The following is a 24,454-nucleotide window of genomic DNA, read 5'->3' as shown; positions in this document are numbered from 1 at the left end:
GACATTTTGCGTAAATGATGCACATAATTATCTTATTATTTTTTATCTGAATAGAGAAAAATTTCGCCCTGTCTGGCTTGCCAAACTGAATCAGGGGGAAAGCTGCTCCGCAACAATGCGATCGTCTATTCCACTGCCTCAATCCACCCGCCGTAACTCACCACTGACAAACTGCCAGCCGTCTGGTGCCCAATTTTCCTCGGCTTCATCGTGATAGGGATTGTTGATTGGGGCTTCAATGTCCACGAGTTCGCCCAGTCCGAGAAAGTCTTGAAAGGGTATATGTATTAATGATGTGCTTGGGTCGTAGTCTTTGCAGGTCTCGCCCGTGGGTCCCGATGGATGCAGGGCGCAGACTAACAAGTAATTCTGAGCGTTGTATCGGCAGGTGTGGCATTCGGGGAGTTTGGGCATGGGTGGCGATCGCCTCTGAAACTAAACGGCCATCTTTAAAATAAGGGGATTACAAAAAATAAATCATCCAACCGTTCAACTGAAAGGAAATGTAGGGGCGCAATGTACAAGCCCTCTAAAAAGCCTGCACATTGCGCCCCTACATTGACTGGGCTACTCCGTTGATCCGGAACTACGAACGAACGTTCTGGAGGTTTTATTTTTTGGAGTTCCCTAACTGTCAGCGTTGAGAGTTATTTCCCGCTTCAGTCCTAAGAGGCGAATACCATCACAGCAAAACTATCGGTTGCCACATTATTTGTCGCCGTTGACAGATTAATGTCGCCCAGCAATCAATCAGTTTGTCGGTGCTTCTCCCACGGTTTCGGCAGTTATCTGATTTCTGATTCTCCCGTTACCGATGGCGCAGAAGAAGCCTACTTACAATCCCTTGCCAATACCTTTTACAAGAAACGACCTCTAATTTGTCAAAATTACAAAAGACGACATTTAATTTGTCAAGCCTAGTTTGGGGTGGGTCCTCGTGTAAAAATAGCCTGAACCTTTATGCACAGAGGGATTCAGGCTATCAAGTTTAGCGACATTAATTTGGCAAGACGATATTTAAGTTGGCAACCGACAAAAACTCAGCCAATAACTGCCAGAATCCACCATTATTTCCCTCTTTCGGGTCAGGATATAGTATTGAAGGTAAGAAGGTAGGTTTCATTTTATTGACGCCCTACAAAAGCCGTAATCCTACCAAATTATCAAAGTATCTCAGTATAGCCATATCTTCTTAATGCTAATTCTGCATGATCGTCTGGCCAGCCCTTTCCTTCATACCAACTTTCAAAACCAGGTTGACTGACACTATCCATTCCATCAATAAATAAATATTTCCGTGGAATATCTCCCTCATAAGCCCATGCTCCAGTTGTAGATTTTCCACCTAATGGCCCCATATTATCACCTTTTAAAGTTCCTCTGCTATACCAAGTTGGCTCACTTAATCCTTGCATTCTAATCCTGACTTTTACTACTTCCCCCTGTGACTCAATACCAATTGAACCTTGAATTCCTTTCTTTGAACTATCCCACATAAAAACGTGCTGGTGGTGTCCTAGTTTTTCACTGCCTTCCGACAGAGAAATATTCCTGTTTTCTGCTGTTTGCAAGCCGTTTTCATTCAAAGATTCACGCAGTGCATCCAATCCCACGTCTTGTTTGTCTATAACTAAATGCTTATACTCTTTAACCAATTGAATAGGAAGATTGTTCTTAAAATAATTTCCCATTAACTGACAGCTTTTGAGATTATCTGGCAATCCTATTGGTCCTCTTTTATTTTCGGATTGCACCTGAGTTTGCCTGTCTTTGCTGTCTCCTGATATTTTTGCTTTCTGGCCCATCAGATCTGCTTCTCTCTCCAAACCCTGATCATCGTTAATCTGTGTCCCCTTCATTTGTATGGTCGGCTTCACCCTTCCTTGCTTCTGCTGGACAACGTGCCATGCTTCATGGGGTAAATGCTTCTCTTGTCCAGGCGCTACATGAATCTCAGTGCCTTGGGTGTAAGCTAATGCCTGTAATTGGGCGGGTTTTGGCGAGTTGTAATGGACCCTGACATCATCTAGGGAATATCCTGATAGATTTTCGATTTCGGCTTTGAGGTTATCCGGTAATCCCGTTTGATTGGCGGGTTTATCTCCTTTGGCTTGTATCGGTTCAGCCGTCTTTTCACTGGAGATTTTCCGCTGAATGGGATTGGAATCACTGCTTTGGAGATTGGCTTGAGGAGCCTGGATGCGATTGGCCATTTGCCGCGCCACCCGGTGGGTTTCCTGCTCGTGTTTATCCCCCACATCGCCGACAGTCAGCTTGGCTTGGATAGGAAAACGTGAAGTAGATGGAGGCGTGGGTGGAACCGCTGAGACTTGAGCGAGATTATCTTGACGTTTCCGTTGAATCTTATGCTGATTGCCTGGGCCTTCCCTGCCAACTTCCGACCCGATTTGTTGCGATTCAGATACGGGTTCGGAATGGGTCAGGCGAGAAAGTAGATTACTATTTTGGGGCGAATGCTCCACTAAAGGAGCAGCAGTGGGATTGTCTTGCGCTTTTGCTTGCACAGCAGGCGAAAACGGACGGGGAGAAAAAGGGCTTTTTGCGGGTTGCCGGGGTAAGTCCGTCTGACGCGAGATGAATTTCTTAGTCATTGTTTTAAGTTTAAATTCAAACTATTTTGCGTTATACTTCCATCATTAAAATGTGATATACCTGGCAAATCCCCTGATTCCCAAGTCAAAAAACTGTTTTTTTGTAGCAACGCTTTCTCTTTATATTCACTAAGTTTGACAATTCGTCTCTATCTTAAGGAATAGATTCGAGGCAGTTTTAGTGTCATAACTCTCTAAATTTAAAGTCTGCACAGGAGAACCGGACACCATCAAGCAAAAGTGTAGTTTTAAGAGGCGATCGCTCAGAACATAGCCGGTGGCGGGTCCCTGGGTCCAGCAATTGTTGAATTCGGTCATGGCGATCGCTTGTGCCAATCCATCAGAATCCAGCGAAACCCAACGGGATCGGGTAGGCCCATCCGAGGCAAAAACTCCTTATCTGCAAGGGTTTCAACTGGGGACCGGCTAAGTCACTCCGGTCGGTCTTGGGGTGTTAGTTGCGATGACTTCCACCAAAACTCTCAGCGCTAACAGTTTGAGGATTCAGCCAGTTGCGACGCCTCTCCCAACTCAATTCAATGTGAGGTTTCATTCCAGGCGGTAAGCATCAGCTATGCCTACTTGCGATCGCATCGCTCATCCAGTTCAAACCAGACTTCCAGAAACTCAACCGGATTGCCAGGTTTCTCCAGATTCCCGAGCAACCGTTGCATCCTGAGTTCTTTGCATAGAAACGCCTTGGCTCTTTCCGAGTCGAACCCCCGAGCTTGCCAAAAATTCCCATAGCCCGCACTGGTTGGAATCAAAGCAATGAATGCCCCGAGCACATCCTGCCGCACTATCAAATCAGCTTGAGTCTGCTCATCGGGAGCTAGAGTATCCCACCAGTCTTGCTGAAACTTGGAAAGTGTCATGATTATTCCTCCCGCCGGTGCGGCAAACGCTCAATGCAAGGGACTCACCGCCGCATCGGAGGCAAATCTGGGTCAGTGCGACACACGCTCAACTCTAGGGCTTCCCCGCCTTCAATCCGAACAATTCGGTCTCGTTCGCTATCGGTGACGACTTCCAAACAGGCGCAACCATATCCGTAATTGACATTCGTTCGGACATATTCCTCGCCAAGGTCAGGAATATTTTCCATGCCTTGAGCTTGATAGCCACCCTGCGCTCCAATCGTCCAGGTTGTGTCTCTATCGGTTAACAACCAGTTGGCTGGCGTTGGATTTCGCAGCCAGCCACAACGGAGTTCGGTCGCCGTGGCGGGAAGGGCGGTGGAAATTAAAGCAAGCGTAACCCATCCAATTTTTTGCATAGTCTGGTATTTATTCCGCAAATAACGTTTGAAGCAGGCGAGGCGATAATATTACGGATTGTAGCACTGACTATGACTGCCAAGTACAACTGAGGCCGGTCAAGGCGATTGGTACAAAAGATGGAACCAGACTCAGCCAAGTTAAGATGAAAGTTCCCTATTTGCAAGGCTTATTCCCGGTTGCGGTAAGCACCAGCCCGGGTGTAGGCTTATCGCATCCAACTCGGTCCCAAATTGTCACAGTTCTTGCATAGAGGCTCGTTTACCAGCAAGTATCACCCCCGACCGTTAGAATGCCAGTTCAGGTAAGCACTATCGCCTCCAGTTATCGGCTCAGTGCAACCCCTCACCCATTGACCAAGACCGGCTGAATCCATCGCCATTTCCGTTCTTGCCGTCCCTCGCCGACTGCCACCCTCCGCCAGTGACCTCGCCGCCAGTGAGTCCGGGGGGTGGCATGGGTTGAGTGAGCAGAACGTGAGATGCGTTCAGTCTGAGGCTGAAACTGTTGCCCGAGGATAAGCGGATTGAGCCGGTCCTTGTCAGATTTCTTGCCAGCAAACCCTTGGCCCTTGTTAGAGATGCGGACCGCGTTCGTGGGAGCCAGCAAATCATCGGGGCGGATTTGGAGGTAAAGGAGCGTTTGCAAGACAATTTTTTCGAGAGTTAACTGGAATTGTTGTTCGAGGGTCAGGTCTTGGTTGCTGTCAGTCAAACACTGAGTCCCCATCGAAAAGTTGCCCCGAACGAGTTCATCGCCGTTGATTTCGACAAGGCTGGCGTAAGATGTGCCATTTCTGAGTACCGTAACCCAGCGCAACTTTTCGCATTCTACGGGCTGGAATTGAATCGTATGCCGCCCAAAGCGCAACGTGGGTGGCACGGACCCTTGGGACAGATGCTGAAAGAAAATCCAGTCACAGGGTTCGCCATCCGGGTTGAGGATTCTATCTCGCGGCAACATAATCATCCCAAACGGTGCGCTCACCTGCAAATCCGCAATCGCCTTGGGCAGGTCCGACGCCTCAAACGCTTCAAACAAATTTCGGTGCAGCCACCAGACTGGGAACGGGTTGTAAGCTAGAGTCCAGGCCGAAGAAATTACCGCACTCCACGCAAAATCGTCTAACATTCGTTGCGGTTCGAGCAACCCTCCCACGAAACCGGACTCCGCTGCCACCAAATTGTAGGCGAGGTTTTTCGCAGCAGTGGAGAACGGCTCGTAACCATCCACCTTGCGATAGCGACGGTCCAGCTTTTGGAACCAATCCGAGCGCTTGGCAATTTCTAAGCCCTGGCGATGGATGGCTTTCGCTTCGGCTAATGTCTTGTTCATGGCAGTGAAGGCAAACGAATGAAACCAACCCGATTCTAACGCTCAAGCTGCATTGAGACTGATTATCTGTTGTATCAAAACTTTGCCAAATCTGTGCAAGATTTTCAGGCGGCTGTAGTAAAATAAAAGGAACAGGCTTGGGATGTTAGCACCACCCCAAACCCTACCAACCCCTGATGAGACCAGGAGCTGACATCATGAATAATACCGTTTTTGCGGACCTTTTTGGATCCGCACGGCTAGTTTTATGCCCCGAACTTGCCGCAACCCTCGCCCAAATCGACGATGCCCAGTACAAAACTTGGGCCGTGGATATGGCGCTAGTCCTGCAACAACTAGACTTTTGGATGAAGGGCCACTCCGGCGAGACCGACTCTCAAGGGCGTCGCTGGATTCACAATTCTTTACAAACGTGGCAAGAGCAATTCCCCTGGATGAGTATCTGGGGGGTCCGGCAGGCCCTGGAAAAACTACGCGAGTTGGGCCTTGTTTTGTTCGAGAAACGCAAGAAGCAACACTGGTGGCACCGAGGTTGGTACAGCCTGGACTACGAGGCACTCCAACGGCTGAAACCCTTGCCAGACTCGATGTGTGAGTCTCCACATATCCATGAGAGTGCTAGTCCTCATATCGACGTGCGGGATAGTCACACATCGAAACAAAAGACCTCATTACAAAAGAGTCATCCCACCAAAGAGGGCTGGCCCGCTAACGCTCAAGAAGAAGAGGCCCCCCAAACATCTCGGGTAACCCCGGCAGTTAAAACAAAAACCCTGGCTTCGCAACATACTCCGACTGAGACAAATGTTCCGCAGGTTGCAAGTAATGAAACGAACTCGCCAGCATCGGGGCAAACGGTGACGGTGAGTGTGGTAGCGCGACCTGCGTCAAACAACCTCACTCAGGAGGTCAAGGACAGGCTGGCGGCCTGTCAGATTCCGCTGGATAAGAAAGTAGTGGGAGATATCGAAAAGCACCATCTCAGCCAGGTGCGTGGGGCTTTGGCTCATGTGGAAGCGACTTGGGAATCAATTGATAACCCGCGTGGTGTGTTCTTGTTCCAACTGTCAAAACAGCCGGTGGAGCAGTTAGGGACGCGCCTGCCAGTTTATAGCGTTGAGACTGCCCCGGGAACTCAGGTCGAACCCTCTGAGCCACCCACGGGATTCTTTGACTCGCTACGGAAAAAGTTTGGGCGGAAGTAGTTGATCCGTGCAAGTTGATTTGATGCGATCGCCACGGGAAGGACCGAATCATCCAGCTTGGATTTCGCCGCCGGTGCTAGGTGAATCTGACTGATAATGCGGTAAGCGGAGCTATCCCGTAGGGAATCGCCCCAGAGAGGAACCGAATCATTAAGTTTGAGCTTGGTCCCAGGTTCTCGCTTAGAACTCAATGCGATCGCCCACGGGAGGAACCGAAGTCATCGAGTTTGGGTTTCGCTGTTGGTGGTTGCTTGGAACTCAATGCGATCACCCACGGGAGAAACCGAAGTAATCGAGCTTGTGTTTGGCCGCCAGTGCTAGGTTAATCGGACTAACGATGCGATCGTCTCATGAGATGAACGCCTTGGGTCCGATAAAACCGGGTGAGTCCGGTTACCTTGTCCTGGGCTGCCACTGTTCTAGTCCGAGTGAGCCTTGCCACCGATAGAACCGGGTCAGTCTCCGTGCGGTGCGATCGGCAACCATCCAGCGAGGTCTTGTCCGGGATAGCCTAGGTGAATCAGGGAACTGATCACAACCGACTCAATCTAACGAGACTCTGCACGGGTGCGATTGCCATCGGTCAACTTCCAAACCCCAAGGCTCTATCGTTATTTTGATGCTGACAACTGGAGGAATCTCAATGAAGTGCGATTTTTGTGATAACCCTGCACCCTTATTGTGCGATGGCAAAAACTGCGATCGGCCCATCTGTCGGCTCCATGCGCGTCAACTCTCGTTCTACCTGATTTGTCGCGGGTATGGGGGCGATACCGTGGATGTTTGCCCCGAGTGCGAGGCGGCCAAGAATCATTGGCTGTTACGGAGGGCAGTTGTTGACCAGCGGTAACTCAATCTACCCAGGTACTCCCTCGGTGATAATGTAACAGACTCCTAGCACTGGCAAGTGCAGTATGGCGGGTGGAGCCGAATGCGATGGGTTGCGTTGATGATGAGATCGCATTGTGTGGATGCCTGCCCCGTTGTCAACCCAGCCCAAAAGACTGAAGCATCACGTTTTAGTTGCGGTGACGAAAAAGATGTGGGGTCCATCCGTAACCGAGCGCGGGGGAAACTGATAGGTGAAACGTCCGAATGAAGCGCCCTCGTCACTCGGTTGGATGGCTTGAGCGCTCCAGCCAAACTCGGCAAAAAACGTTTCCGGCTCGTTGCAACTCGACTGCCAATATGCCGCAAGTGCGTCCGAACCGTTGCAAATTATATCATTGATAACATCGGCGGCGAAATGGCTTCCCGGTGCGGTCAAATTATCAATTGCTTTCATCAAGGCACTTACTTCGCTGTCACTTAAATAGTAGAGCAGTCCTTCCAGCAGCCATACCGAGGGTTGGTCCGGTTGATAGCCATTTTCAATGAGGAGTGGTACCCAATCTTCGCGCAAGTCTGCTCTTACGACGTGCCGATTGCATTGGGGCGCGAACGTTTCCAGTTCGGTTTCTTTGTAATCCAAGACTGATGAGCGGTCAAGTTCGTATAGATGAGTTTCCGGTTGCCAGTCGAGTCGGTAGGCGCGGGTATCCATTCCAGCACCGAGCAGCACCACTTGGCGGATGGTCGCGTTGCACTGCAACAAAAAGTCATCGAAAAAGCGAGTCCGCACGGCAGCATAGGGTCGGCCTTGGGCTTCGTATTCTTCAGCCCGGGGGATGATAAGTTTCATCGTTTCTGTTCCCGCCAACCGTTCGGCAAATGGGTCACGGAACAAAGGATTGGCTTGCTGGCTCTCAAAGGCTCGACTCGCTGCCATAAATCGAGCGGTTAAACTCACTTGAGCATCTGCATCGTCTGACATAATTTTTGGACACTCGCCCAATAGAAATTTCTTAACTTTACTGCCAATCGTTTCACCTAAACAAGAATGATTTGGCCCACAGAAATGCTTCGAGTGCATTTGCTGCTAAGAACCTTGCTTTGAGTTTACTAAGGATGCGGGAAGTATCTTCGATGCCAAAAGTCCGGGGTCACTGTCAAATTTAACCTGCCTGGTTCGTGTGAAGGATGCGATCGCCTATCGAACTAAACCAATCCGATGGGGTTCTCTCACCGGCGATCGCAACTCAATCCCCAAACTCTCAGCCCTGATAGTTATTGCCGAGGACTCGCCCCCAGGGGAACCGAATCCATTCGAGTGTTTTCCCCCGCCGGTGATTTTCGAGATAAATTGGCTGGGGTGTTTGGTGGGCAATCGCCAGGTTGGGAACGGACGCCAAGCTCGTTTCATCCCGGTGATGCGATCGCCTATCAACTGAATCAATCCGGTTGGGTCTTGGTTGATTCCACCGGCGATCGGCATTCTCCAAACTCTCAGACCTGATAGTTATCGGGTTGATTTGTTCGGCAACTTTTCAGATAACTGTCGGACCTGAGAGTTATTTTCGAGTGGATGAATTCGACCCCTTCAGATAACTGTCACTTCTGAGAGTTATTTGGGCTGAGAACTTTTACTCAGTCATGCAAGGATTCTAGCCCCTTAGACTGTCGCCTCAGTTGTAGTGATGAGTCGGTGGGCGAGTTTCGGGTGAGTCGGAGGCGAAGGTTGCCGATTCGGGTGGGAGTGGTTAAAATTTTTCTCAATTCACAAATCCATAATATGCAACGGCTTGAGGAAAAAATTTATGCAAACCACCGACCCGAATCGCTTCACCCCAACCGAATTGATGGAACGCTGGAGAATTAAGAAGGATGCCTACTACAAGCGGCTTCAATACTTGCAGATTAAAGCAAATATAGACCCGGACACCAAAGAGGCTTATCTCGAACTGCCAGAGGTTCAACGGTTGGATAACCTCCATGCCTGGATTCAAAAAACTGGTAAAAAGGATGGTTTTATTGAGCATGAGGAAGAGTTGAACCAGCAATCCCAGGAATCCCATGAGGAAGCGGGCGAGTTGGTGACCGCGACCAAGGGAAATGGAATCCAGCGGAAGTCAACTCAGCAGGAAATCAATGAGGCAGTTTCAGGCGATCGCAACCAAGACTCAATGCGGCGGTTTGACCGTGCGGCTCAGAGTCGGGCGGCGGCTGTTTTGGTCGAGGCGAGTAACCGGCTGACGGCTGGATATATCTCTAATCCTGATGACTTGGACGAGGATTTAAAAGAGCAACTTTTTTTCGAGGAGTCCCCGGAGTTAATCAACCGGGAATGGGCGGCGGCTCATCTGGCGGAAGCTATCAAGGCGCAGAAGAAACGCAGTTAAATCACAAGGAATTTCAATTAGTCTCTGAGGCTCTCCGTCGCGGGGAGTCCGTTTTGGTGTTGGCTGAGTCTGGGGTCGGCGGGTCTGAATTCGTTACTCGCGTTGTGGATGAGTTTACGGGTGAGTTGGATGTGGCGATCGCAACTTACAAAGGCAGCGGGAAAAATTTCTTTCACCGGCTGGCTGAACAGTTGGATGTGGATATCACCGAACCCAAACTTAATCGCGAGGGTGAACCAGTCGGGGAACGGTCTCTCACAATGGATGAATTGAAAGAGGCGTTACTCGACCGGATGAACTCGGACACTTTGCTGATTTTCCCAGAGGCGAAGCGGTTAACCACCGGCGTTCGGTATTGGTTGGAAGATGCCATCTCTAACGGGGTGAGGATTTGTTGCTTTGCCGTGGTGAATCCGCGCAGGGACATTTTTTTAGACATGGTGGAGATTGAACTCGAACCCCCCAGCGAAAAACATATCCGGGAAGTGATGCGATCGGAAGCTCAAGCCAGGGGATTAAATCTCAGTGAATCCGAACTCGCTGACCTTGCACCCCAAGCCGGACGGTCCCCCCTGATGGCAAAGCAGGTGATTAAGCGCCACTCCCTCGGGATTCATGATGAGAAGGCAGAGCATACACAGTATATAAATGTTACTGCGCTCTGGTTCGCGTTCCTCCTTGGGTTTGGCGCTATGCGATATATCGGGATGTCTACCGGGCAAAAGGATGTACAAATCTTTGGGGGCTTGGCTTTCATGGCTTTCATGGGCCTGAAGCAATTGGGCCAAATCAAGGGAACTCGCAAGCGGCTGGGACAGTGAGTTACTGAGTTTTTGATATCTTGATGGGGCTAGACTGGGACCTAATTATCGACGTGATTGCAGCCAATATTCATTACCAATCATGCAGGAAAACCCCACGCTAAAATAATAGGTGGTCTAAAAAATGTAGGTATTGAAATGTACCAAATTTACGAGTTTATGAACCAGATTACTGAGCTAAGTAACATTTTACTTGAGGGACTATTTGTGGTTGCAATAATAGCAACTCTTCTGGGAGCCTTTATTGTTAGCTTTAAAAGCCGTGACTTGTTGGCTGTGTTGACTTTCGCGGGTTTATTTCTTTTGTACGGGCTTTTGTCAGGCTATATTCATTCAGCAGGGATGCCCCAAATAGCTGCTGTCCTACTCGCTATATCTACTGGACTCAGTGTGGGAGGTTCTTTTAAAACCTGGAAGTGGTTCTTCCAAGAACTCCCTATTTTGTTTCGGTAATTTCTAAGTAACACAGCCCCCTAACCCGGGGCTTTTTGATGTCTCTTTACTCTCCGAACGGGTGACCCCACTGCACTCGGTTTTCCTTGTTAAAAGGCGATCGCCACTTCTTGATAAGCTCGAATTCCATCTTTTGCCTCAGCCTGGTTTCGTGCGGTGCTCCCCACTCGAAAGCTAAAGCGGGCAGCACTTCCAACCCGTGTTTGCGGTTGAGTTGGATGTATTTTGCCAAGTATTCTTCGACATGGTGACCCCCTTTCCAGCGTTGGTTCGAGTGGACTGTCTCCCCGATGTATAAAATTAGGGGAAAACAATTATCAATCAAAAAGTAGAGGCAGGGGTCCCCTTCCTGGCCCAAGCGCATCTCAGCCAGGTCGTAAAACCGGGTGGCGTATTGCCGAAGCCCGAACGGGTCTATCCCCTGGGGGTCGAACTGGTTTACTCCGGTATCGAATAGGGTCGGTTGCTGCGGGTGATTCTCCCGGGTGGCTTGCTGATGGCTGGCGATTTGCCGTTTCCACTGGATGAACTGGTCCCGGGTCATCTCTAGTTTCTGCTGCTTCCGGGTGGGTTCTGGGGAGTGGTCGAATAAATTTAGCTGTCGCTCGTCCACAATTTAAAATATTATTATAATGAGACCAGTTTAAACGGTAACACTACTATGACATCTTTTGAATTTAAAATTGACCGAGCGAGCGACGATCCACTTATTGTCCCCGCTGATTTAGGAGATATTTTGTTTGTTCTTGGTGCTAATGGAACCGGAAAATCTAGTTTGATGCAACGCTTATATAGAGATAATGCTTCAAATGCACAATGGATATATGCTCATCGCCCAAATTGGTTTACTTCTAATTCAAGCAGTTTTTCACCTGATGAGAAGAAATTTATAGAACAAACTCTCCAATCAATGAATCTTTCTGAATCTGCACGTTATAAATTCACAAATCTCGATCTACATCGTTTACCAAATTTGGGAATTAATAATTTTATCGATTATCAAACCACTTTACATCAGGTAGTTTTTGAAACAGTCGGGAATCGGGATTTTGAAAAAGCAGTAGAACATTATGAACAAGATAATCTTATTGAAATTATTAATGAAATTTTCCAGTTTTCTAATATAAATATTAAAATTCGGTTAACTACAAAGAGGGAGATAGTTGCCAAAGCAAAAAATGGCGGAGATTCAGAATATAGTGTTGCAGAACTTTCAGACGGTGAGCGAAATGCTTTATTAATTGCAGCAGAAGTGCTTACAGCTAAGGAAGGTACATTACTACTAATCGATGAACCAGAGCGTCACCTTCATCGTTCTATAATTTCACCATTGTTGACAAATTTATTCTCTAAGCGTAGGGACTGTACATTTGTCATATCAACACATGAAGTGATGCTTCCCTTAGATAATCCTGAGTCAAAGACACTTTTACTTCGAGGCTGCACCTATACTGAATCTTCGGTAAGTGCCTGGGATTTAGATTTGATGCTGCCAGGAACTCAAATCGATGATGAAATCAAAAAAGATATCCTTGGAGCGCGTAGAAAGATTTTATTTATTGAAGGGCAGGAGACAAGCCTAGACAAACCCCTTTATAGTTTACTGTTTCCCAATGTTTCTGTTATTCCTAAATCGGGCTGTGGAGAAGTAGAAAAAGCTGTTAAAGGCATCCAGTCTTCTCAAGATATTGCCTGGGTAGAGGCTTTTGGTATTATTGATAAGGATAATCGCTCAGATGAAGACATACAAAAACTTGAAAGCGAACATCGGATATATGTACTACCATTTTCATCGGTAGAATCTATTTATTATCATCCAGACGTTATTGAATTAGCTTACAAAAAACATTGGGACAATTATGAGCCATCACCATTAAATGAAGATGATAAAAACCAGCGAATAAAAAAAGCGAAAGAGGAGGCAATTAAGGCTTTTTCTTCCCAGTATGATGCTAAAAAAAAGATTATTAACGAGAGGGCTTATCGAAAAATACTACAAAAATATTCTCAAGAAAAACCTATAAAAGAGGTGATTAATACTAAAGCTCCGGTGGATATTCACTTTCCTACCTCCCTTATTATAGAGGAAGAAATTCAACGCTTAGACGAGTTAATTACACAAAAAGATTTCCGAGAAATTGTTTTAGAATATCCTGTTAAAAAAACATCAATTTTACACACAATTAGTAAAGAATTAGGATTTGCAGATCAGAAAATGTATCAAAAATATGTAAAGACTCTATTAATGAAAGATGTAGAGGCTTTACATTTGGTCAAATCTTTACTGGGTCCCTTGATAGTTGCTATTGAAGAACTTGATACTGACGAAGAATGATTACTTGGGTGCTTATGGGGATTAGCGGCGGGTGAAATTGTCCGGAATCGTGCCGGTAGAAAACGAAGTCACCCGGGGGGCTTGGGAGTTGGTGGAAAACAAGCGGGAGTGAGCCGATCGCCTGAAAGTTGGGTTTCGCTGGATAACTGTCAGCCCCGACACTTATCGGGAGATGCGATCGGCTCACTCATCTGATTCCAGTTTCCCCCAAACCGCCTCAAACTGCTGCCAGTCCCGCTCGGTTTCCAATGGCTTCTGAGCCAGTCCCACTAACCGGGTCAGCAGCACTGCATCCCTGGACGATTCCCCCGCCGCTCTTATCAGCCGTTCTAGGTTGGGGTCGTAGTCAGTGGCGATGAGGGCTGCATAGTCCGTGTCTAAAAGGTCGAGGCGATTGGGTTCGGTCATGGAAACTGTTAGGGCTGAGACTTATTTGATTTTAGGGGGCAGTTGCCAGAGAGTGACCCCCAACGCAACAAACCCGCTAGACTAGCTCTGGCGGGTTTGTCTGTTATATCAGTTTTTAAAAAGACCTGCGCGGTCTGTGTTAACGGGTTTTTGTTTTTCTTATGTTCTTAATCTATTGGACTGCTCGGGTCTGCGAATCCATCCGGGGAGGTAACTTGAGCGGGATAGTCTCTATTCCCAACGGATTGGCAGCGGGTGAAGTTGGCCGGAATCGCGCCGGTGGGAACCGAGGTCACCTCTGGGGCTGGGGAGTTGGTGGAGAACGAGCGGGGGAGAGGCGGTAAGCGAAGCCATGCCCCCGGGCTTATCGCATCTAGTCCGAGTTCGCTGGATAAGTGTCGGAGCCGATAGTTATTGGGGGAGGTGATGGCCTCACTCATTTGATTCCAGTTGGGAAGCATGGAGTAGGGGGAGGGCATTGTAAAGTTTTGCGATTAAACCTTCAAAAACCCATAAAAACCGCAGCCTACTCCTAGAAATAGAGGTAGAATCGTAAGATATTTCCTCTATGTACTTACAACGCAAACCCAAATTCATCTCAACAGAGTTCCGGGAGTGGCTGCCCAACCAACCCATCCAACTCTTCCAACCATTGGCAGGATGCACCCAGAAGCATCGCGCAGTATTAACCGTTGCTTACCGATACCCACTGAACTTCTAACAGCCCAATGGATAACCCAAATAGTCAAAACCCTGACAACTCACCCGTTAAGAACATCAGGCTGGACCAAATTTCTCCTCCAGGGTTTCAATCTCGGAGATATTTTGATGAAGAGGCGATGGCGGAACTCACAGCCAGCATTCAACAACATGGCATTCTTCAACCGATTATTGTCCGACCCCTAGGAGACAACCAGTATGAATTGGTCACTGGAGAACGCCGGTATAAAGCAGCCAAAGCCGTTGGATTAACTCAACTGCCCGTGGTGGTTCAAATACCAATCTCATGGCCGGGAATTAGTCCGAAGCCAAATAAAAAGTTAATATTTGAAGATATCTTAGGGATAAAACAGCATTTTTTCAACAATTCTTCTTCACAAATTATCAAAGGTATCCTTTTATATACGAATGAAGATGTAGAATTAGTAAATTATATTAACAAACATATTAATGAATTAGATATATTAACTGGAAAATGGTCTGAAATTTACATTTTAGAAAATATTGCCCATGATTTGCAATTGTTAAACCAGTATTGGAGATTTATTTTACATTCTAACTTATATAAAAAATTTCCTCTATTTAGGTGGTTTACAAACAAACCATTTAATAAAGCGGAATGCTATGAAATTGGGAGAGCTTTAAATGTATATGCCGACCAGTTTCCTTGCTTGGTTTTATTACCTCCTTTAACCAAGATTTCCGGCGATGACAAGTTAATTATTCCCATTCAAGAAGTTTCTACTCAATACTTTAGAAAACTGTTTAGCCTATTAGAAGATATTGTAAAAACCTCCCAAGAAGCCAACAAATATGAATCCATTAAAATAAAATTTGAAAATATTGTTCAATATTTGGAGGAAAATTCTCAGCGTGTCATCACGCAAACTACAAGGGACTATCAAATTAATGGAACTAACATTTTTGTCAACAGCCAAATCAGGAGAAATGTCATGAATGAAGGCGATATCTATAATGTGTACGGCCAAGCGGGTGCGGTAGGAAAAGAGTCAAAGTCAGATTACAATACTTTTATTCAGTCGAATCCAGCTTATTTTCAGGAGCTTAAAAATGAGGTTAGGCAGTTACTTGATGAGCTAAATAAAGAAAACGCTAAGGAGAGCCAAGTCATTGAAAAAATTCAAGCTAAAATAAAATATGATGTCACTTTTAAAGACCGTCTCATCAATGCTTTCAAAGAAGGTGGAATAGAAGCTGTTAAAGCAATATTCAACCATCCTTTCATAAATGTTCCTATTGAAACCGTCAAAGGGTTTATTGAAGCTGAAGCGCGAAAGTAACAAATTCCCGATCGCCTTCTTGCATCCCCCAACTCCTAGATGCCGCCATCCAATTGCCCCAATAACTGCCACGGCTAACAGTTGGCGATCGCATCTAGTCCAGGTTCGCGGGATAACTGTCAACTCTGAGAGTTATCGGGAGGCGCATCGACAGTCCGATATCCGATTGCTCCAATAAGTGCCGGGTCTGACAGTTATCGGGGAGGCGATTTGCTCTAACCGTGGGAAGGTGCTGGGTTAGACGGGGGTTAGGACGCGGGAGCGATCGCCTGGAGAATCTTCAAAATTTTGCCCCTCTCTTGATGAGGTCCGCTTTTAGAGCTTCATCAATGCCTTGATTTTGTCCAAATCGGGTTTTGACAACTGTGGCATTTTCAAATTTAGTCCTACTCAGGTTAGCCAAACTTAGGTCAGCCTCAGTCAGATTAGCCCCAGTCAGGTCAGCCCCACTCAAGTTAGCCCCTCTCAGGTCAGCCCCTCTTAAATCAGCTTTAATTAATTGAGCCCCTAGCAAGTCAGTCTTAATTAGGTTAGTTCCAATCAAATAAACCCCATTCATCTCAGCCAGACTCAGGATAGCTAGATTCAAATTAGCCAAACTCAGGTTAGCCCCATTCATCTCAACCTCTCCCAGGTCAGCCTCTCTCAGATTAGCCTTATATAGATTAGCCCCATCTAAACTAACCCTTCTTAAATAAGCCCCACCTAGGTCAGCCTCTCTCAAGTCAGCGCCACCCAGGTCCGACCCACTTAAATAGGCGTTGTTTAAGTTAGCCTCTTTGAGGTTAGCTTTATACAACATAATGCCACTCAGGTAAGCCTCACTCAGGTCAGCTCCATTTAGGTCAGCATTACACAGGTCAGCCTCTCTCATGTCAGCCTTTCTTAGATTCGCTTTACAAAGGTTGGCTCCCGTCAAATTAGCCTCACCCAGGTCAGCTCCACTCAAATTAGCTCCACTCAAATTAGCACCGCTCAGGTCAGCATCATATAGTTCGGCCTCGCTCAGGTCAGCCCCACTCAGATTAGCCCCACTCAGATTTTTTTCACCTGCTTTAATCCGTTTAATCAAAGAAATTTTCGCTTCTTCTTCTGGTGTTGGGTCTGATTGCGTCATAACCTTATTCTCACTGGTTTAAGGGAAAAATCTCGATCGCCCCCAAGATGGCGACTTAATTCAACTGCCTCAGTCGGTCGGTCCGCAACGGGTTGGCGGTTTTTCTGAGCGGGCGATCGCATCCACCATCGGTCCCACCCAGATAACTGTCACCTCTGACAGTTATCCGCTAGTTCCAAACCCCTTCGCGAGTGCCCGCCGGTCCGATAGCGGTTGGCTAAACTCTCAGTGCTGAGAGTTTGGGAAACCGGAACCCCTGGAAGCCGGTGCGTACTGGTGGGGCCTATTTGGGTCGGGGTGGAAGGAGGCGATCGCATCTTAGTCTTAGCAGATTTCAAAGTTTTCATCTCGTTTACTCCTTCAATTCATGAACCCGCTGCCACTGAATGGGAGTGACTTTAAAGTTGGTCGCGTTCGGCTGGCGAATCACTCCCAGGTCTTTGAGAATTTCGTCGTTCTTCAGATGCGATCGCAACAACGGCTTATCCAGCAGCTTCGTGGTAAACCGGATTCGAGCGTGGGGGTGAGTGTAGATTTTGCTCTTGTCCAGCCAGTAGCCGATATCAGGCACTTCAGTCAAAATCGTAGCGGGTTCGATGACCTCGGCGATCGCATAGATTCCGGCATCTGTCCCCGATATCCAAATCAGGACCCCATCACCCACGGCGATTTCTTTGTGGTAGCGCGTGACTAGCCAAGGCATCCGGTCAAAGTCTTGGATGCCAGCACGGAGTCGATAATATTTGGGATTGCCTTGGAATAGCCAGTAGGTCATAGTAGCGGTTAGGAGCTTGATTGGGTTGGATAAAACCATTCATAGCAAACGAGTTGAATATCTTCTCGTTTGACCATTTTGAAAGTTTTTAGTTGTGGGTCCTCCTCCATTTCTGGATACAACTCATTGTCAGCAAAAAACTCATCTAGGTCGGCGGCCAGTTCAGACAAACTTTTTGAGTCCTTGAATTTATCCCACATTCGTCTAATTTCTCGCTCAAACACGCTGAGTTTCTCTGTACTGATGACAGAAATAATTCGTTCAATCATTTCCGAATTGACCGAATCCTGGAATAAGTCTGGTTGCCTAAAGGCTTGCAAAACATTGTTAAGAACTTTTGTCAGCACTGGTTTAACTTTAGAACCTGATTGCTGTTTCTCAAACATGAGCATTAGATTATTGAGCGCACTTTCCACTACCGGAAAAATTGTTGGATTGAACGGTGTTGGTGGCAGTTGCTCAGGCGGTGGAAATTCGGATTCTTGGCATTTTATCCAATTAAATATTTTGCGCTTATCTGTGATAGCCGTATTAAAATCAGTAGAAATTGCATTATTAATGCGTGGATAGAAATGCCAGTAATGGTTATCTTCAGTCTTAAAAGCTAGAAAAAGGCCACCTTCGGCAAATTCAGACTGAGGGATCCTAAAATAGCGAGTGCTGTGAATGCCTAGGGGAATATCCTCAACTTCCTCAGCGGTTTTGCGCTGAATGTATTCAAGCAAAGGCAATCGCATCTCATCTAAGGAAATTAAATCGGAGGCTTGTTCCAATTCTTCCAAAATGGCTTGTTTTTCGGCTTCGGTGGTCGCGCGCTTGAGCCGGAATAGTTCCTCAAGGGATTTATCGGAGATGGTTTCACCGAGGACACTAGCATCGAGTCCAACTTCTCGGTCAATATCAGCAATCCGTTTCTGTAAACGTTTCACCAAACCCAGCAGTTCTTCTAGTCCTTCTTCGGGGAAACAGTTGTAAATGTAGAGTTGCTCATAATCTGTGCCGAGTCGGTCGATACGTCCAGCCCGTTGAATCATCCGTACCGGGTTCCAGTGTAAGTCATAATTCACCAGCACCCCAGCATCTTGTAAGTTTTGGCCTTCCGAGAGTACGTCTGTGCAAATCAGGATATCAATCGGGTTGTTCAGTAGCAGTTGTAAATCCTCTGGAGTTTCATGGTTTGCCTTGGGTGCAAATCGGCTTACCATTTCCTTGCGCTGCTTACCCGACGTACTGCCGGTGATGAGTTCGATAACTGGCGATCGCCCGCTAACTACCATCTGCTGCAACCACCTTGAATCATTAGTTAGCGTTTTGTGCAGATATTCCGCCGTGTCCTTAAAGTAGCTAAAAACAAGGATTTTCTGCCCTTTCAGGTTCTCCCCTAGCAATTCCTTGAAGGCAACCAGTTTGCGGTCATAGTCTGTTCCCGTTTCAACACTGGTTTCAATGGTGTCAAGCATTTTGAGGATATCGTGTAACATCGTCAAATCGGCTTGAATTTGTTCTTCCAAAGTCTTTAAACTATATTGCTTGGAATCCACTGCTTCCAGACTGTTGATAATTTCTGTGACGGAGTGGGATTCCTCTTCATCTTCAAGAGCTAGAAGTAGTTTGCGGAAGTTCTTGCTATCGAGCAACTTACCTTCTTCAGTAAGAATTTGATAAAATTTATCTTGAAATTTAGCCTGCCTTTCAACGCTATTCTTAAAAGCAACCAGCGCACTTTCTAGCCGCTTAAGGTAAAGCGCCTTTTGTAATGCCACCAGTGCCTTATTCCGCTTTACCTCGTTTTCATCTTCCCTCGCTTTGCGTTTTTTGAATGCCTTGATGTTGTACGGGGCTAAATTTAACTCATCAATGCAGTTGGCAATTTTAAGATACAACCCAGAAAAGCTGGCTTCAAAATTATAAGTAAAATTCTCTAACTTTCTTGTTGGGAAACGGATGAGTTTCCCCGCAATCCGAATCTCTTCCCCTGCCTGCTGCCGCCGAATCACATCCTGCCTCGATCGCCGAACCATCGTTTCAAATAGGAGATTAGTAATTTCTATTTGACCTTTGGATAATGCTTTAAAATAAGTTTGAAGGTTGCTAATGCCATCGGTCCGATAATAAGTGGTCTGGCCCCGAGCAAGTAAAAAAACTTGATGGTAGAGGTCAAAAACACTATTATTAATTGGGGTTGCCGTCAGCAAGACTAATTTTTTATGGCGATTACCACTATTAATCAATTTTTGTAGATTCTGATAACGGTTAGTGGCAGAGTTGCGGAAATTATGACATTCGTCAATCACTATCATATCGTGACTGCTATAGCGACGGATATCAAATTCCTTACGGCTAATTTCTTCGTGAGAGAGGACATCTGCTTTAATCCCAAAGTCGTCTAGCTTCTTATTCCAGACCAAATCACGCAACTGAGCCGGACATAGCACCAGAGCACGAGGGACTTTCCCCGGTTTACGTTCTTCAATTAAATAGTGTTCCAGCACCCGCAGCCCGATGTAGGTTTTTCCTAAGCCCACCGCATCGGCAACCATGCAACCACCGTGCTTGTTAATCAGCCGTACTGCCCTAGCGAATCCTTCTTGCTGGAAATTAGCTAATTCCACCGACGAGCGATCGCCTTCCCCAACAACCGACTCTTCCTTAAACAGTTCGTACAGCGCTTTGAGGAAAACCTGATAGGGCGTGTAAGCCTTGCTGCCAAACTTGGAAGCGTTGAGGGCGTCAATAAATTTGCTCTTGTAGTCTAGGTCAACGCTGGGGTCATTCCAAAACCGCTCGAACCAGTTCTCTCGCAAATCACGAGCGATCGCCTCAATTTTGTTGACCACATTTAGTTCAGAGTTGCCCTCCAGTCCCGATGGCGTGAAGTTGCTCGAACCGACAATACTGTATTTGTCGAATATGTAAGCCTTAGCATGGAGAAACTGGGACTTATCACCCACAGCCCCGAACAACCTCATCTCGATATGGTCTTGCTGGAAGTAGGCGATCGCACGGTCAATCTGATGTTTGTACTCGATTTGGAATGACGCCTGCTCTAACTGCTCCTGAATCACCCGCCGCAGATGCTTCACCAAATCAATGCGATCGCTCTCAGCAGGTCGGATAGCTGGGTCACGACCTATGAGCAGCCGCAGCCGGGTTAGCTGATTCATAGGAGCTTCTAACCGCAACCATGCTTCAATACGGAAAAAGCCGGTGGCAAGGTCGAGGACAAGCTGGCGATCGTTCTTAATTAAGTCGGTGAGGACGGCTTCGAGGGTGTGTTGGCTATTGTCAATGTAGTCGGGTAATATCATAGGATTTAACTATAAAGAATAATTAAGTTAAAGAGGTTGGAAGAAGTTCCCATTGTTTTAGTTGGTTCTGGGCAATAGAGTAGAGGTCAGTTTGAGTGGCCTCAATTCCCCAAACGAGGTAGATAATGTTTTTGATAATGTATGTAGGTTTGGCATAGTATTTATTTGTGATTAAGGTAAATAGGTGTTGTTTTAAGGATGAGTCGTCATTGGCATAGAGCCGACGATGAGCGTTCAATTCTTGGAACTGAATGAGTACAGATACGGAAGGATTGCAAAAAAATTGCAAAGCGGGGGAGTTCAGTGAATCACTACTACCTGTGTCAGCTTTTAATCGAGTGGCATCTTTAAACAATTGGGATAGCGGTAGAATAACTTTATTTATTTCTGAAGTAGTTTGTTGCGTCTCTGTATCTTTAAGGTGTTGTCGCGGGCTGTATGCCGCTTTAAATTTCCTTAGTGCCTTATCCTGAACTTGACGGATTCTTTCTCGTGTCAGTCCATAGTAATCACCAATTTTTTCTAGGGTCCGTTCTCCCTGACCATCTAAGCCAAAGCGAAAGGTTAACACTTCCTGCTCTCGTGGTGTTAAAGTACACAAGGCTTTATCAATTTCTTCGCGTAACCACTGCTGTTCTAAGCGTTGAGCGGAGTTGTCGTTGCTAGGGAGTAAATCAGCTAGAGTTAAGTCATCGGTTAGTAGAGAATCCAAAGAGCTTGGTCGGCTTAATTGGTTGATTCCGCGTAAAAATTCGACTTTTTCTCCACTCATCTCTAGCTCAACCGCAATCTCTTCTAAACTGGGAGTATGTTCAAGGTTAAGGGTAAGGTGACAGGTTGCTTTTTTGATTTTACTCAGACTCTCATAGATATGGACAGGGAGTCGAATTATTCTGGATTCATTACACAAGCCACGAGTAATATGCTGCCGAATCCAATGGGTTGCACAGGTGGAGAATTTATAGCCCATTGTCGGGTCAAATTTTTCAGTAGCTTTAATCAATCCCTCGTTTCCATGCTGAATTAAATCTAATAACTCTAGGCCACGATGTTGGTAAATTTTGGCAATGGATACCACCAATCTGAGGTTACTACAAACTAGAGATTTTTGGGCATCTCGTCCCTTTGAAATAAAATCCTGCAATTGAGATAATGACAACCCCGTAATATTTGCCCACTCTAAGTCTGTAGGTTCTCGGTAAAGTTTGGAATATAAGGATTTCTTATTTTGTTCTAACTGAATCCATCGTTGCACCTGTTGAGCTAAAGATATCTCATCCTCGCGTTTAAGTAATGGAATCCAGCCAATTTCTCTGAAGTAGCATTGCACTAAATCTGTACTGATGGGTTGCCGTTTCTCTTCCCTCACCTGTTTCAAGGTTTGGTGTTGCACCTGATAAAGTTGGCTAGGTTTGAGGCTATGAGCAGCTATCTTCTCTAATTGATTCAAGTCATAAAAGCTGGGTTTTTTGACATTGATGAACATCTTAGCAATGCTCAATTTAAGATTTAATTGTTGGTCAAATGTTCTAAAAGGACTGACCAACACTAATTGTTGATAATTTATTGTAGCAACAATTAAAATATCAGTATCACGCTGGCATAAATTCTTGGCAATCGCTGTTAGTCGGAGGATTACTCCTGCATTAGAACTCCAACTTTTCGGTTGTAGTTCCAATAAAAATACTTGTAGTGTTCCCTTTTCCTGATTTGCAATTAGATACGCTGTTTTTATCGCTTCGATGTTGGTAGGCGATAAGTCTAGGTCACTCACCTCAAGAGCCTCGCAACAAGCATCATAACCCAATGATTCAAATACGACGGCTACCGATAAAGCATCCTTGATATTTTCTAAGTCTTCTATATGTATATGCCGATAAACCATAAGTTTTTCCCGATAAATACATGAAATAATAGTGGAAAATTGAACTATCTAAGAATTTTAGTTTTGTTAAAAGGTGAATTTATAAAACCAAAAATATCAATTATAAATATTTTTGGTTTTCCATAATTCATATTCTGGTTATAAATTACAAGGCTCTTAATAACCAACAATTCATTACCCAAATCATCACTCGCCTTGACAGCAATCTGCTTATGTTTCCCTAGCTCAAACGGGGTGCTAGTCGTTTCGCCTAAATGGTCCCAGACAGATTCTTCATAGGTTCCCCTGAGCGCTTTCCGGCGATAAGTGTCAGAACCGACAGTTATCCCGCGAGACGACGCATGAGCAGTCCGATATCATTTTGCCCCAATAACCTCCAGGACTAACAATCATCGGTTGGCAGCCTGAAATTCGGTACAGGTCTCCGTCGGATAAGTGTCGAGACTGACAGTTTGTCCGAAGCAATCGCATAAACCTCGAAACGTGCAAACCAGTGGCTCACCCCAAGCCACAGAATTTCCTGGATTACCACTGCATCAAAGTTTTACTCAAGTCCCTAGGCGTGGTATTTTCAGAATCAAAAGCTGTAACAAAACAATGCTAACCGTCCACCATCTCAACGTTTCCCAGTCCGAGCGGATAATCTGGCTGTTAGAAGAACTGGAATTGCCTTACGAACTGGTTTTATATCAACGTGACCCAGTGACCCAGTTTGCTCCCCCAGAACTGCGGGACGTTCATCCCGTGGGAACTGCGCCGGTGCTGGTCGATGGCGAGGTGGTGCTGGGTGAATCGGGAGCGATCGTTGAATATATCTTGGGACGCTACGGGGAAGGAAGATTGGCAGTTCCCGCCACATCACCTCAGTATCCAGATTATTTGTACTGGTTCCACTACGCCAATGCCAGCTTGGTGAGTTGGAGTATTGTAAGCTGGATTACGGGTATGGCCCTAGGCCCTGATAGCAATTCTCCACTGCTCCCGGCTCTACGGCAGCGGCTCGATCGCCATCTGGAAATGGTCGAAACTCGCCTATCCCAAGGGGACTACTTCGCTGGTGCTGATTTTACAGCCGCCGACATTATGATGCACTTCCCGTTCGGCACGATGAAGGCATTTTATGACTTGGGTTTCGACAACCGGCCCAACATCAAGGCGTGGCTGACTCAGATTAGCGATCGCCCTGGATATCAGCGCGGGATGAAAGCAGCAGGACACGAGCAAGACCCAGTTTTGGAGGGGAACACAAGCCGCGTGATTGGGTTGGATTCCTCTGCTTGATTGATTCAGCATAGTTTCCCGTGGATTTCTACGATTTCTCAGAACGCCGGAAAACCTGCTTGACCGATGCGATCGGCTCCTCATGCAATGCGATCGCATCAGTCAAGCAGCATTAACAACGCACCCACCGCAACAACCGCGCTCATCCCTCGTTGGTGACAACCGCTCCTGCTACAACCAAGACTTCGAGTTTCTGCAAATTCTAGGGGAAAACTTGATAACTCGCTTACGGTTTCGAGGATGAAAAAGTCTGGACGGCAAACACTCTTCTGCTGAAAGGTTCGGTCATAATTCCATACCCAAAATGGGTATATTCTGGCTTTAACAACTTACGGTTCGCTCATTTTAAAAAAAGTAAAAAAGATGGCAATTCAATCCTCTCCTTATGACTAGAAAACAACAG

25 protein-coding genes are annotated in these 24,454 nt (G+C 46.4%); 12 read left to right on the top strand and 13 right to left on the bottom strand.

Annotated elements, in window-relative coordinates; all coding sequences use genetic code 11:
* Positions 1-138 precede the first annotated feature (138 nt).
* The gene (locus NG796_RS16775) at positions 139-414 is read right to left on the bottom strand and encodes a DUF6464 family protein (RefSeq protein ID WP_261207995.1); all 276 of its coding nucleotides are present in this window, start codon (positions 412-414) and stop codon (positions 139-141) included.
* Between the two features lie 318 nt (positions 415-732).
* Here NG796_RS16775 and NG796_RS16770 point away from each other — a divergent pair, with 318 nt between their 5' ends.
* Positions 733-921 carry a hypothetical protein gene (locus NG796_RS16770; RefSeq protein ID WP_261207994.1) on the top strand — a complete coding sequence of 63 codons (189 nt, stop codon included), beginning with the start codon at positions 733-735 and terminating at the stop codon, positions 919-921.
* A 242-nt stretch (positions 922-1,163) separates the two neighbouring features.
* On the opposite strand, the gene NG796_RS16765 is transcribed toward NG796_RS16770, so the two are convergent.
* Positions 1,164-2,612: a DUF4157 domain-containing protein gene (locus NG796_RS16765; RefSeq protein WP_261207993.1), complete on the bottom strand. Its 1,449-nt coding sequence runs from the start codon at positions 2,610-2,612 to the stop codon at positions 1,164-1,166.
* A 277-nt stretch (positions 2,613-2,889) separates the two neighbouring features.
* Here NG796_RS16765 and NG796_RS16760 point away from each other — a divergent pair, with 277 nt between their 5' ends.
* Complete coding sequence (locus NG796_RS16760; protein ID WP_261207992.1) at positions 2,890-3,042, top strand: hypothetical protein; 153 nt, start codon at positions 2,890-2,892, stop codon at positions 3,040-3,042.
* Positions 3,043-3,190: 148 nt separating this feature from the next.
* On the opposite strand, the gene NG796_RS16755 is transcribed toward NG796_RS16760, so the two are convergent.
* The 3 genes from NG796_RS16755 to NG796_RS16745 all read right to left on the bottom strand — a co-directional run bounded on the left by NG796_RS16755 (position 3,191) and on the right by NG796_RS16745 (position 5,224).
* Positions 3,191-3,487 carry a hypothetical protein gene (locus NG796_RS16755; protein WP_261207991.1) on the bottom strand — a complete coding sequence of 99 codons (297 nt, stop codon included), beginning with the start codon at positions 3,485-3,487 and terminating at the stop codon, positions 3,191-3,193.
* 44 nt (positions 3,488-3,531) lie between these two features.
* The gene (locus NG796_RS16750; protein ID WP_261207990.1) at positions 3,532-3,888 is read right to left on the bottom strand and encodes a DUF4087 domain-containing protein; all 357 of its coding nucleotides are present in this window, start codon (positions 3,886-3,888) and stop codon (positions 3,532-3,534) included.
* Between the two features lie 346 nt (positions 3,889-4,234).
* Complete coding sequence (locus NG796_RS16745; protein WP_261207989.1) at positions 4,235-5,224, bottom strand: hypothetical protein; 990 nt, start codon at positions 5,222-5,224, stop codon at positions 4,235-4,237.
* 197 nt (positions 5,225-5,421) lie between these two features.
* On the opposite strand from NG796_RS16745, the gene NG796_RS16740 reads away from it, so the two are divergent.
* The 3 genes from NG796_RS16740 (at position 5,422) to NG796_RS16730 (ending at position 7,279) form a co-directional block, all read left to right on the top strand.
* The gene (locus NG796_RS16740) at positions 5,422-6,429 is read left to right on the top strand and encodes a hypothetical protein (protein WP_261207988.1); all 1,008 of its coding nucleotides are present in this window, start codon (positions 5,422-5,424) and stop codon (positions 6,427-6,429) included.
* A 156-nt stretch (positions 6,430-6,585) separates the two neighbouring features.
* Complete coding sequence (locus NG796_RS16735; RefSeq protein ID WP_261207987.1) at positions 6,586-6,750, top strand: hypothetical protein; 165 nt, start codon at positions 6,586-6,588, stop codon at positions 6,748-6,750.
* A gap of 322 nt (positions 6,751-7,072) precedes the next feature.
* Positions 7,073-7,279: a hypothetical protein gene (locus tag NG796_RS16730; RefSeq protein ID WP_261207986.1), complete on the top strand. Its 207-nt coding sequence runs from the start codon at positions 7,073-7,075 to the stop codon at positions 7,277-7,279.
* Between the two features lie 162 nt (positions 7,280-7,441).
* Here the strand turns inward: NG796_RS16730 and NG796_RS16725 are convergent, their stop codons facing one another.
* On the bottom strand, positions 7,442-8,242 hold the full coding sequence (locus tag NG796_RS16725; protein WP_261207985.1) for an SAM-dependent methyltransferase: 801 nt from the start codon (positions 8,240-8,242) through the stop codon (positions 7,442-7,444).
* A 237-nt stretch (positions 8,243-8,479) separates the two neighbouring features.
* On the opposite strand from NG796_RS16725, the gene NG796_RS16720 reads away from it, so the two are divergent.
* The 4 genes from NG796_RS16720 to NG796_RS16705 all read left to right on the top strand — a co-directional run bounded on the left by NG796_RS16720 (position 8,480) and on the right by NG796_RS16705 (position 10,921).
* Positions 8,480-8,764 (top strand): hypothetical protein, encoded by a 285-nt coding sequence (locus tag NG796_RS16720; RefSeq protein ID WP_261207984.1) that lies wholly within the window; start codon positions 8,480-8,482, stop codon positions 8,762-8,764.
* Between the two features lie 301 nt (positions 8,765-9,065).
* Entirely contained in the window at positions 9,066-9,647 is a 582-nt protein-coding gene (locus NG796_RS16715; protein ID WP_261207983.1) for a hypothetical protein, read from the top strand.
* The gene (locus tag NG796_RS16710) at positions 9,593-10,468 is read left to right on the top strand and encodes a hypothetical protein (RefSeq protein WP_261207982.1); all 876 of its coding nucleotides are present in this window, start codon (positions 9,593-9,595) and stop codon (positions 10,466-10,468) included. The genes NG796_RS16715 and NG796_RS16710 overlap by 55 nt, the downstream gene beginning before the upstream one ends.
* A gap of 159 nt (positions 10,469-10,627) precedes the next feature.
* A complete protein-coding gene (locus NG796_RS16705; protein ID WP_261207981.1) occupies positions 10,628-10,921 on the top strand; it encodes a hypothetical protein in 294 nt (97 codons plus the stop codon).
* A 46-nt stretch (positions 10,922-10,967) separates the two neighbouring features.
* Here NG796_RS16705 and NG796_RS16700 read toward each other — a convergent pair whose 3' ends face one another.
* Positions 10,968-11,534: a GIY-YIG nuclease family protein gene (locus NG796_RS16700; RefSeq protein ID WP_261207980.1), complete on the bottom strand. Its 567-nt coding sequence runs from the start codon at positions 11,532-11,534 to the stop codon at positions 10,968-10,970.
* Between the two features lie 48 nt (positions 11,535-11,582).
* Between NG796_RS16700 and NG796_RS16695 the strand changes: the two genes are divergently transcribed.
* Positions 11,583-13,256, top strand: coding sequence for an ATP-binding protein (locus NG796_RS16695; protein ID WP_261207979.1), 1,674 nt, complete (start codon positions 11,583-11,585; stop codon positions 13,254-13,256).
* A 183-nt stretch (positions 13,257-13,439) separates the two neighbouring features.
* Here the strand turns inward: NG796_RS16695 and NG796_RS16690 are convergent, their stop codons facing one another.
* Complete coding sequence (locus tag NG796_RS16690; protein ID WP_261207978.1) at positions 13,440-13,664, bottom strand: hypothetical protein; 225 nt, start codon at positions 13,662-13,664, stop codon at positions 13,440-13,442.
* Positions 13,665-13,831: 167 nt separating this feature from the next.
* Positions 13,832-14,143: a hypothetical protein gene (locus tag NG796_RS16685; protein ID WP_261207977.1), complete on the bottom strand. Its 312-nt coding sequence runs from the start codon at positions 14,141-14,143 to the stop codon at positions 13,832-13,834.
* 249 nt (positions 14,144-14,392) lie between these two features.
* Here NG796_RS16685 and NG796_RS16680 point away from each other — a divergent pair, with 249 nt between their 5' ends.
* Positions 14,393-15,685: a ParB/RepB/Spo0J family partition protein gene (locus tag NG796_RS16680; protein WP_261207976.1), complete on the top strand. Its 1,293-nt coding sequence runs from the start codon at positions 14,393-14,395 to the stop codon at positions 15,683-15,685.
* A 280-nt stretch (positions 15,686-15,965) separates the two neighbouring features.
* Here NG796_RS16680 and NG796_RS16675 read toward each other — a convergent pair whose 3' ends face one another.
* The 4 genes from NG796_RS16675 to NG796_RS16660 all read right to left on the bottom strand — a co-directional run bounded on the left by NG796_RS16675 (position 15,966) and on the right by NG796_RS16660 (position 22,770).
* The gene (locus NG796_RS16675; RefSeq protein WP_261207975.1) at positions 15,966-16,802 is read right to left on the bottom strand and encodes a pentapeptide repeat-containing protein; all 837 of its coding nucleotides are present in this window, start codon (positions 16,800-16,802) and stop codon (positions 15,966-15,968) included.
* 352 nt (positions 16,803-17,154) lie between these two features.
* Complete coding sequence (locus NG796_RS16670; RefSeq protein ID WP_261207974.1) at positions 17,155-17,577, bottom strand: EVE domain-containing protein; 423 nt, start codon at positions 17,575-17,577, stop codon at positions 17,155-17,157.
* A gap of 8 nt (positions 17,578-17,585) precedes the next feature.
* Complete coding sequence (locus tag NG796_RS16665) at positions 17,586-20,885, bottom strand: helicase-related protein (protein WP_261207973.1); 3,300 nt, start codon at positions 20,883-20,885, stop codon at positions 17,586-17,588.
* Positions 20,886-20,907: 22 nt separating this feature from the next.
* Positions 20,908-22,770 carry a sigma-70 family RNA polymerase sigma factor gene (locus tag NG796_RS16660; RefSeq protein WP_261207972.1) on the bottom strand — a complete coding sequence of 621 codons (1,863 nt, stop codon included), beginning with the start codon at positions 22,768-22,770 and terminating at the stop codon, positions 20,908-20,910.
* A gap of 597 nt (positions 22,771-23,367) precedes the next feature.
* On the opposite strand from NG796_RS16660, the gene NG796_RS16655 reads away from it, so the two are divergent.
* Positions 23,368-24,051, top strand: coding sequence for a glutathione S-transferase family protein (locus NG796_RS16655; RefSeq protein WP_261207971.1), 684 nt, complete (start codon positions 23,368-23,370; stop codon positions 24,049-24,051).
* Positions 24,052-24,454: the final 403 nt, after the last annotated feature.

It is taken from the genome of Laspinema sp. D2d, from assembly GCF_025370755.1.
GTDB lineage: Bacteria > Cyanobacteriota > Cyanobacteriia > Cyanobacteriales > Laspinemataceae > Laspinema.
The sequence above is the reverse complement of the archived record's forward strand: the minus strand, read 5'-3'. Positions and strand labels throughout refer to the sequence as shown.

Coding starts and splice junctions, on each gene's coding strand:
- NG796_RS16775 (WP_261207995.1), bottom strand. CDS start 414: ATGCCCAAACTCCCCGAATGCCACACCTGCCGATACAACGCTCAGAAT.
- NG796_RS16770 (WP_261207994.1), top strand. CDS start 733: ATGTCGCCCAGCAATCAATCAGTTTGTCGGTGCTTCTCCCACGGTTTC.
- NG796_RS16765 (WP_261207993.1), bottom strand. CDS start 2,612: ATGACTAAGAAATTCATCTCGCGTCAGACGGACTTACCCCGGCAACCC.
- NG796_RS16755 (WP_261207991.1), bottom strand. CDS start 3,487: ATGACACTTTCCAAGTTTCAGCAAGACTGGTGGGATACTCTAGCTCCC.
- NG796_RS16750 (WP_261207990.1), bottom strand. CDS start 3,888: ATGCAAAAAATTGGATGGGTTACGCTTGCTTTAATTTCCACCGCCCTT.
- NG796_RS16745 (WP_261207989.1), bottom strand. CDS start 5,224: ATGAACAAGACATTAGCCGAAGCGAAAGCCATCCATCGCCAGGGCTTA.
- NG796_RS16740 (WP_261207988.1), top strand. CDS start 5,422: ATGAATAATACCGTTTTTGCGGACCTTTTTGGATCCGCACGGCTAGTT.
- NG796_RS16730 (WP_261207986.1), top strand. CDS start 7,073: ATGAAGTGCGATTTTTGTGATAACCCTGCACCCTTATTGTGCGATGGC.
- NG796_RS16725 (WP_261207985.1), bottom strand. CDS start 8,242: ATGTCAGACGATGCAGATGCTCAAGTGAGTTTAACCGCTCGATTTATG.
- NG796_RS16720 (WP_261207984.1), top strand. CDS start 8,480: ATGGGGTTCTCTCACCGGCGATCGCAACTCAATCCCCAAACTCTCAGC.
- NG796_RS16715 (WP_261207983.1), top strand. CDS start 9,066: ATGCAAACCACCGACCCGAATCGCTTCACCCCAACCGAATTGATGGAA.
- NG796_RS16710 (WP_261207982.1), top strand. CDS start 9,593: ATGGGCGGCGGCTCATCTGGCGGAAGCTATCAAGGCGCAGAAGAAACG.
- NG796_RS16705 (WP_261207981.1), top strand. CDS start 10,628: ATGAACCAGATTACTGAGCTAAGTAACATTTTACTTGAGGGACTATTT.
- NG796_RS16695 (WP_261207979.1), top strand. CDS start 11,583: ATGACATCTTTTGAATTTAAAATTGACCGAGCGAGCGACGATCCACTT.
- NG796_RS16690 (WP_261207978.1), bottom strand. CDS start 13,664: ATGACCGAACCCAATCGCCTCGACCTTTTAGACACGGACTATGCAGCC.
- NG796_RS16685 (WP_261207977.1), bottom strand. CDS start 14,143: ATGCCCTCCCCCTACTCCATGCTTCCCAACTGGAATCAAATGAGTGAG.
- NG796_RS16680 (WP_261207976.1), top strand. CDS start 14,393: ATGGATAACCCAAATAGTCAAAACCCTGACAACTCACCCGTTAAGAAC.
- NG796_RS16675 (WP_261207975.1), bottom strand. CDS start 16,802: ATGACGCAATCAGACCCAACACCAGAAGAAGAAGCGAAAATTTCTTTG.
- NG796_RS16670 (WP_261207974.1), bottom strand. CDS start 17,577: ATGACCTACTGGCTATTCCAAGGCAATCCCAAATATTATCGACTCCGT.
- NG796_RS16665 (WP_261207973.1), bottom strand. CDS start 20,885: ATGATATTACCCGACTACATTGACAATAGCCAACACACCCTCGAAGCC.
- NG796_RS16660 (WP_261207972.1), bottom strand. CDS start 22,770: ATGGTTTATCGGCATATACATATAGAAGACTTAGAAAATATCAAGGAT.
- NG796_RS16655 (WP_261207971.1), top strand. CDS start 23,368: ATGCTAACCGTCCACCATCTCAACGTTTCCCAGTCCGAGCGGATAATC.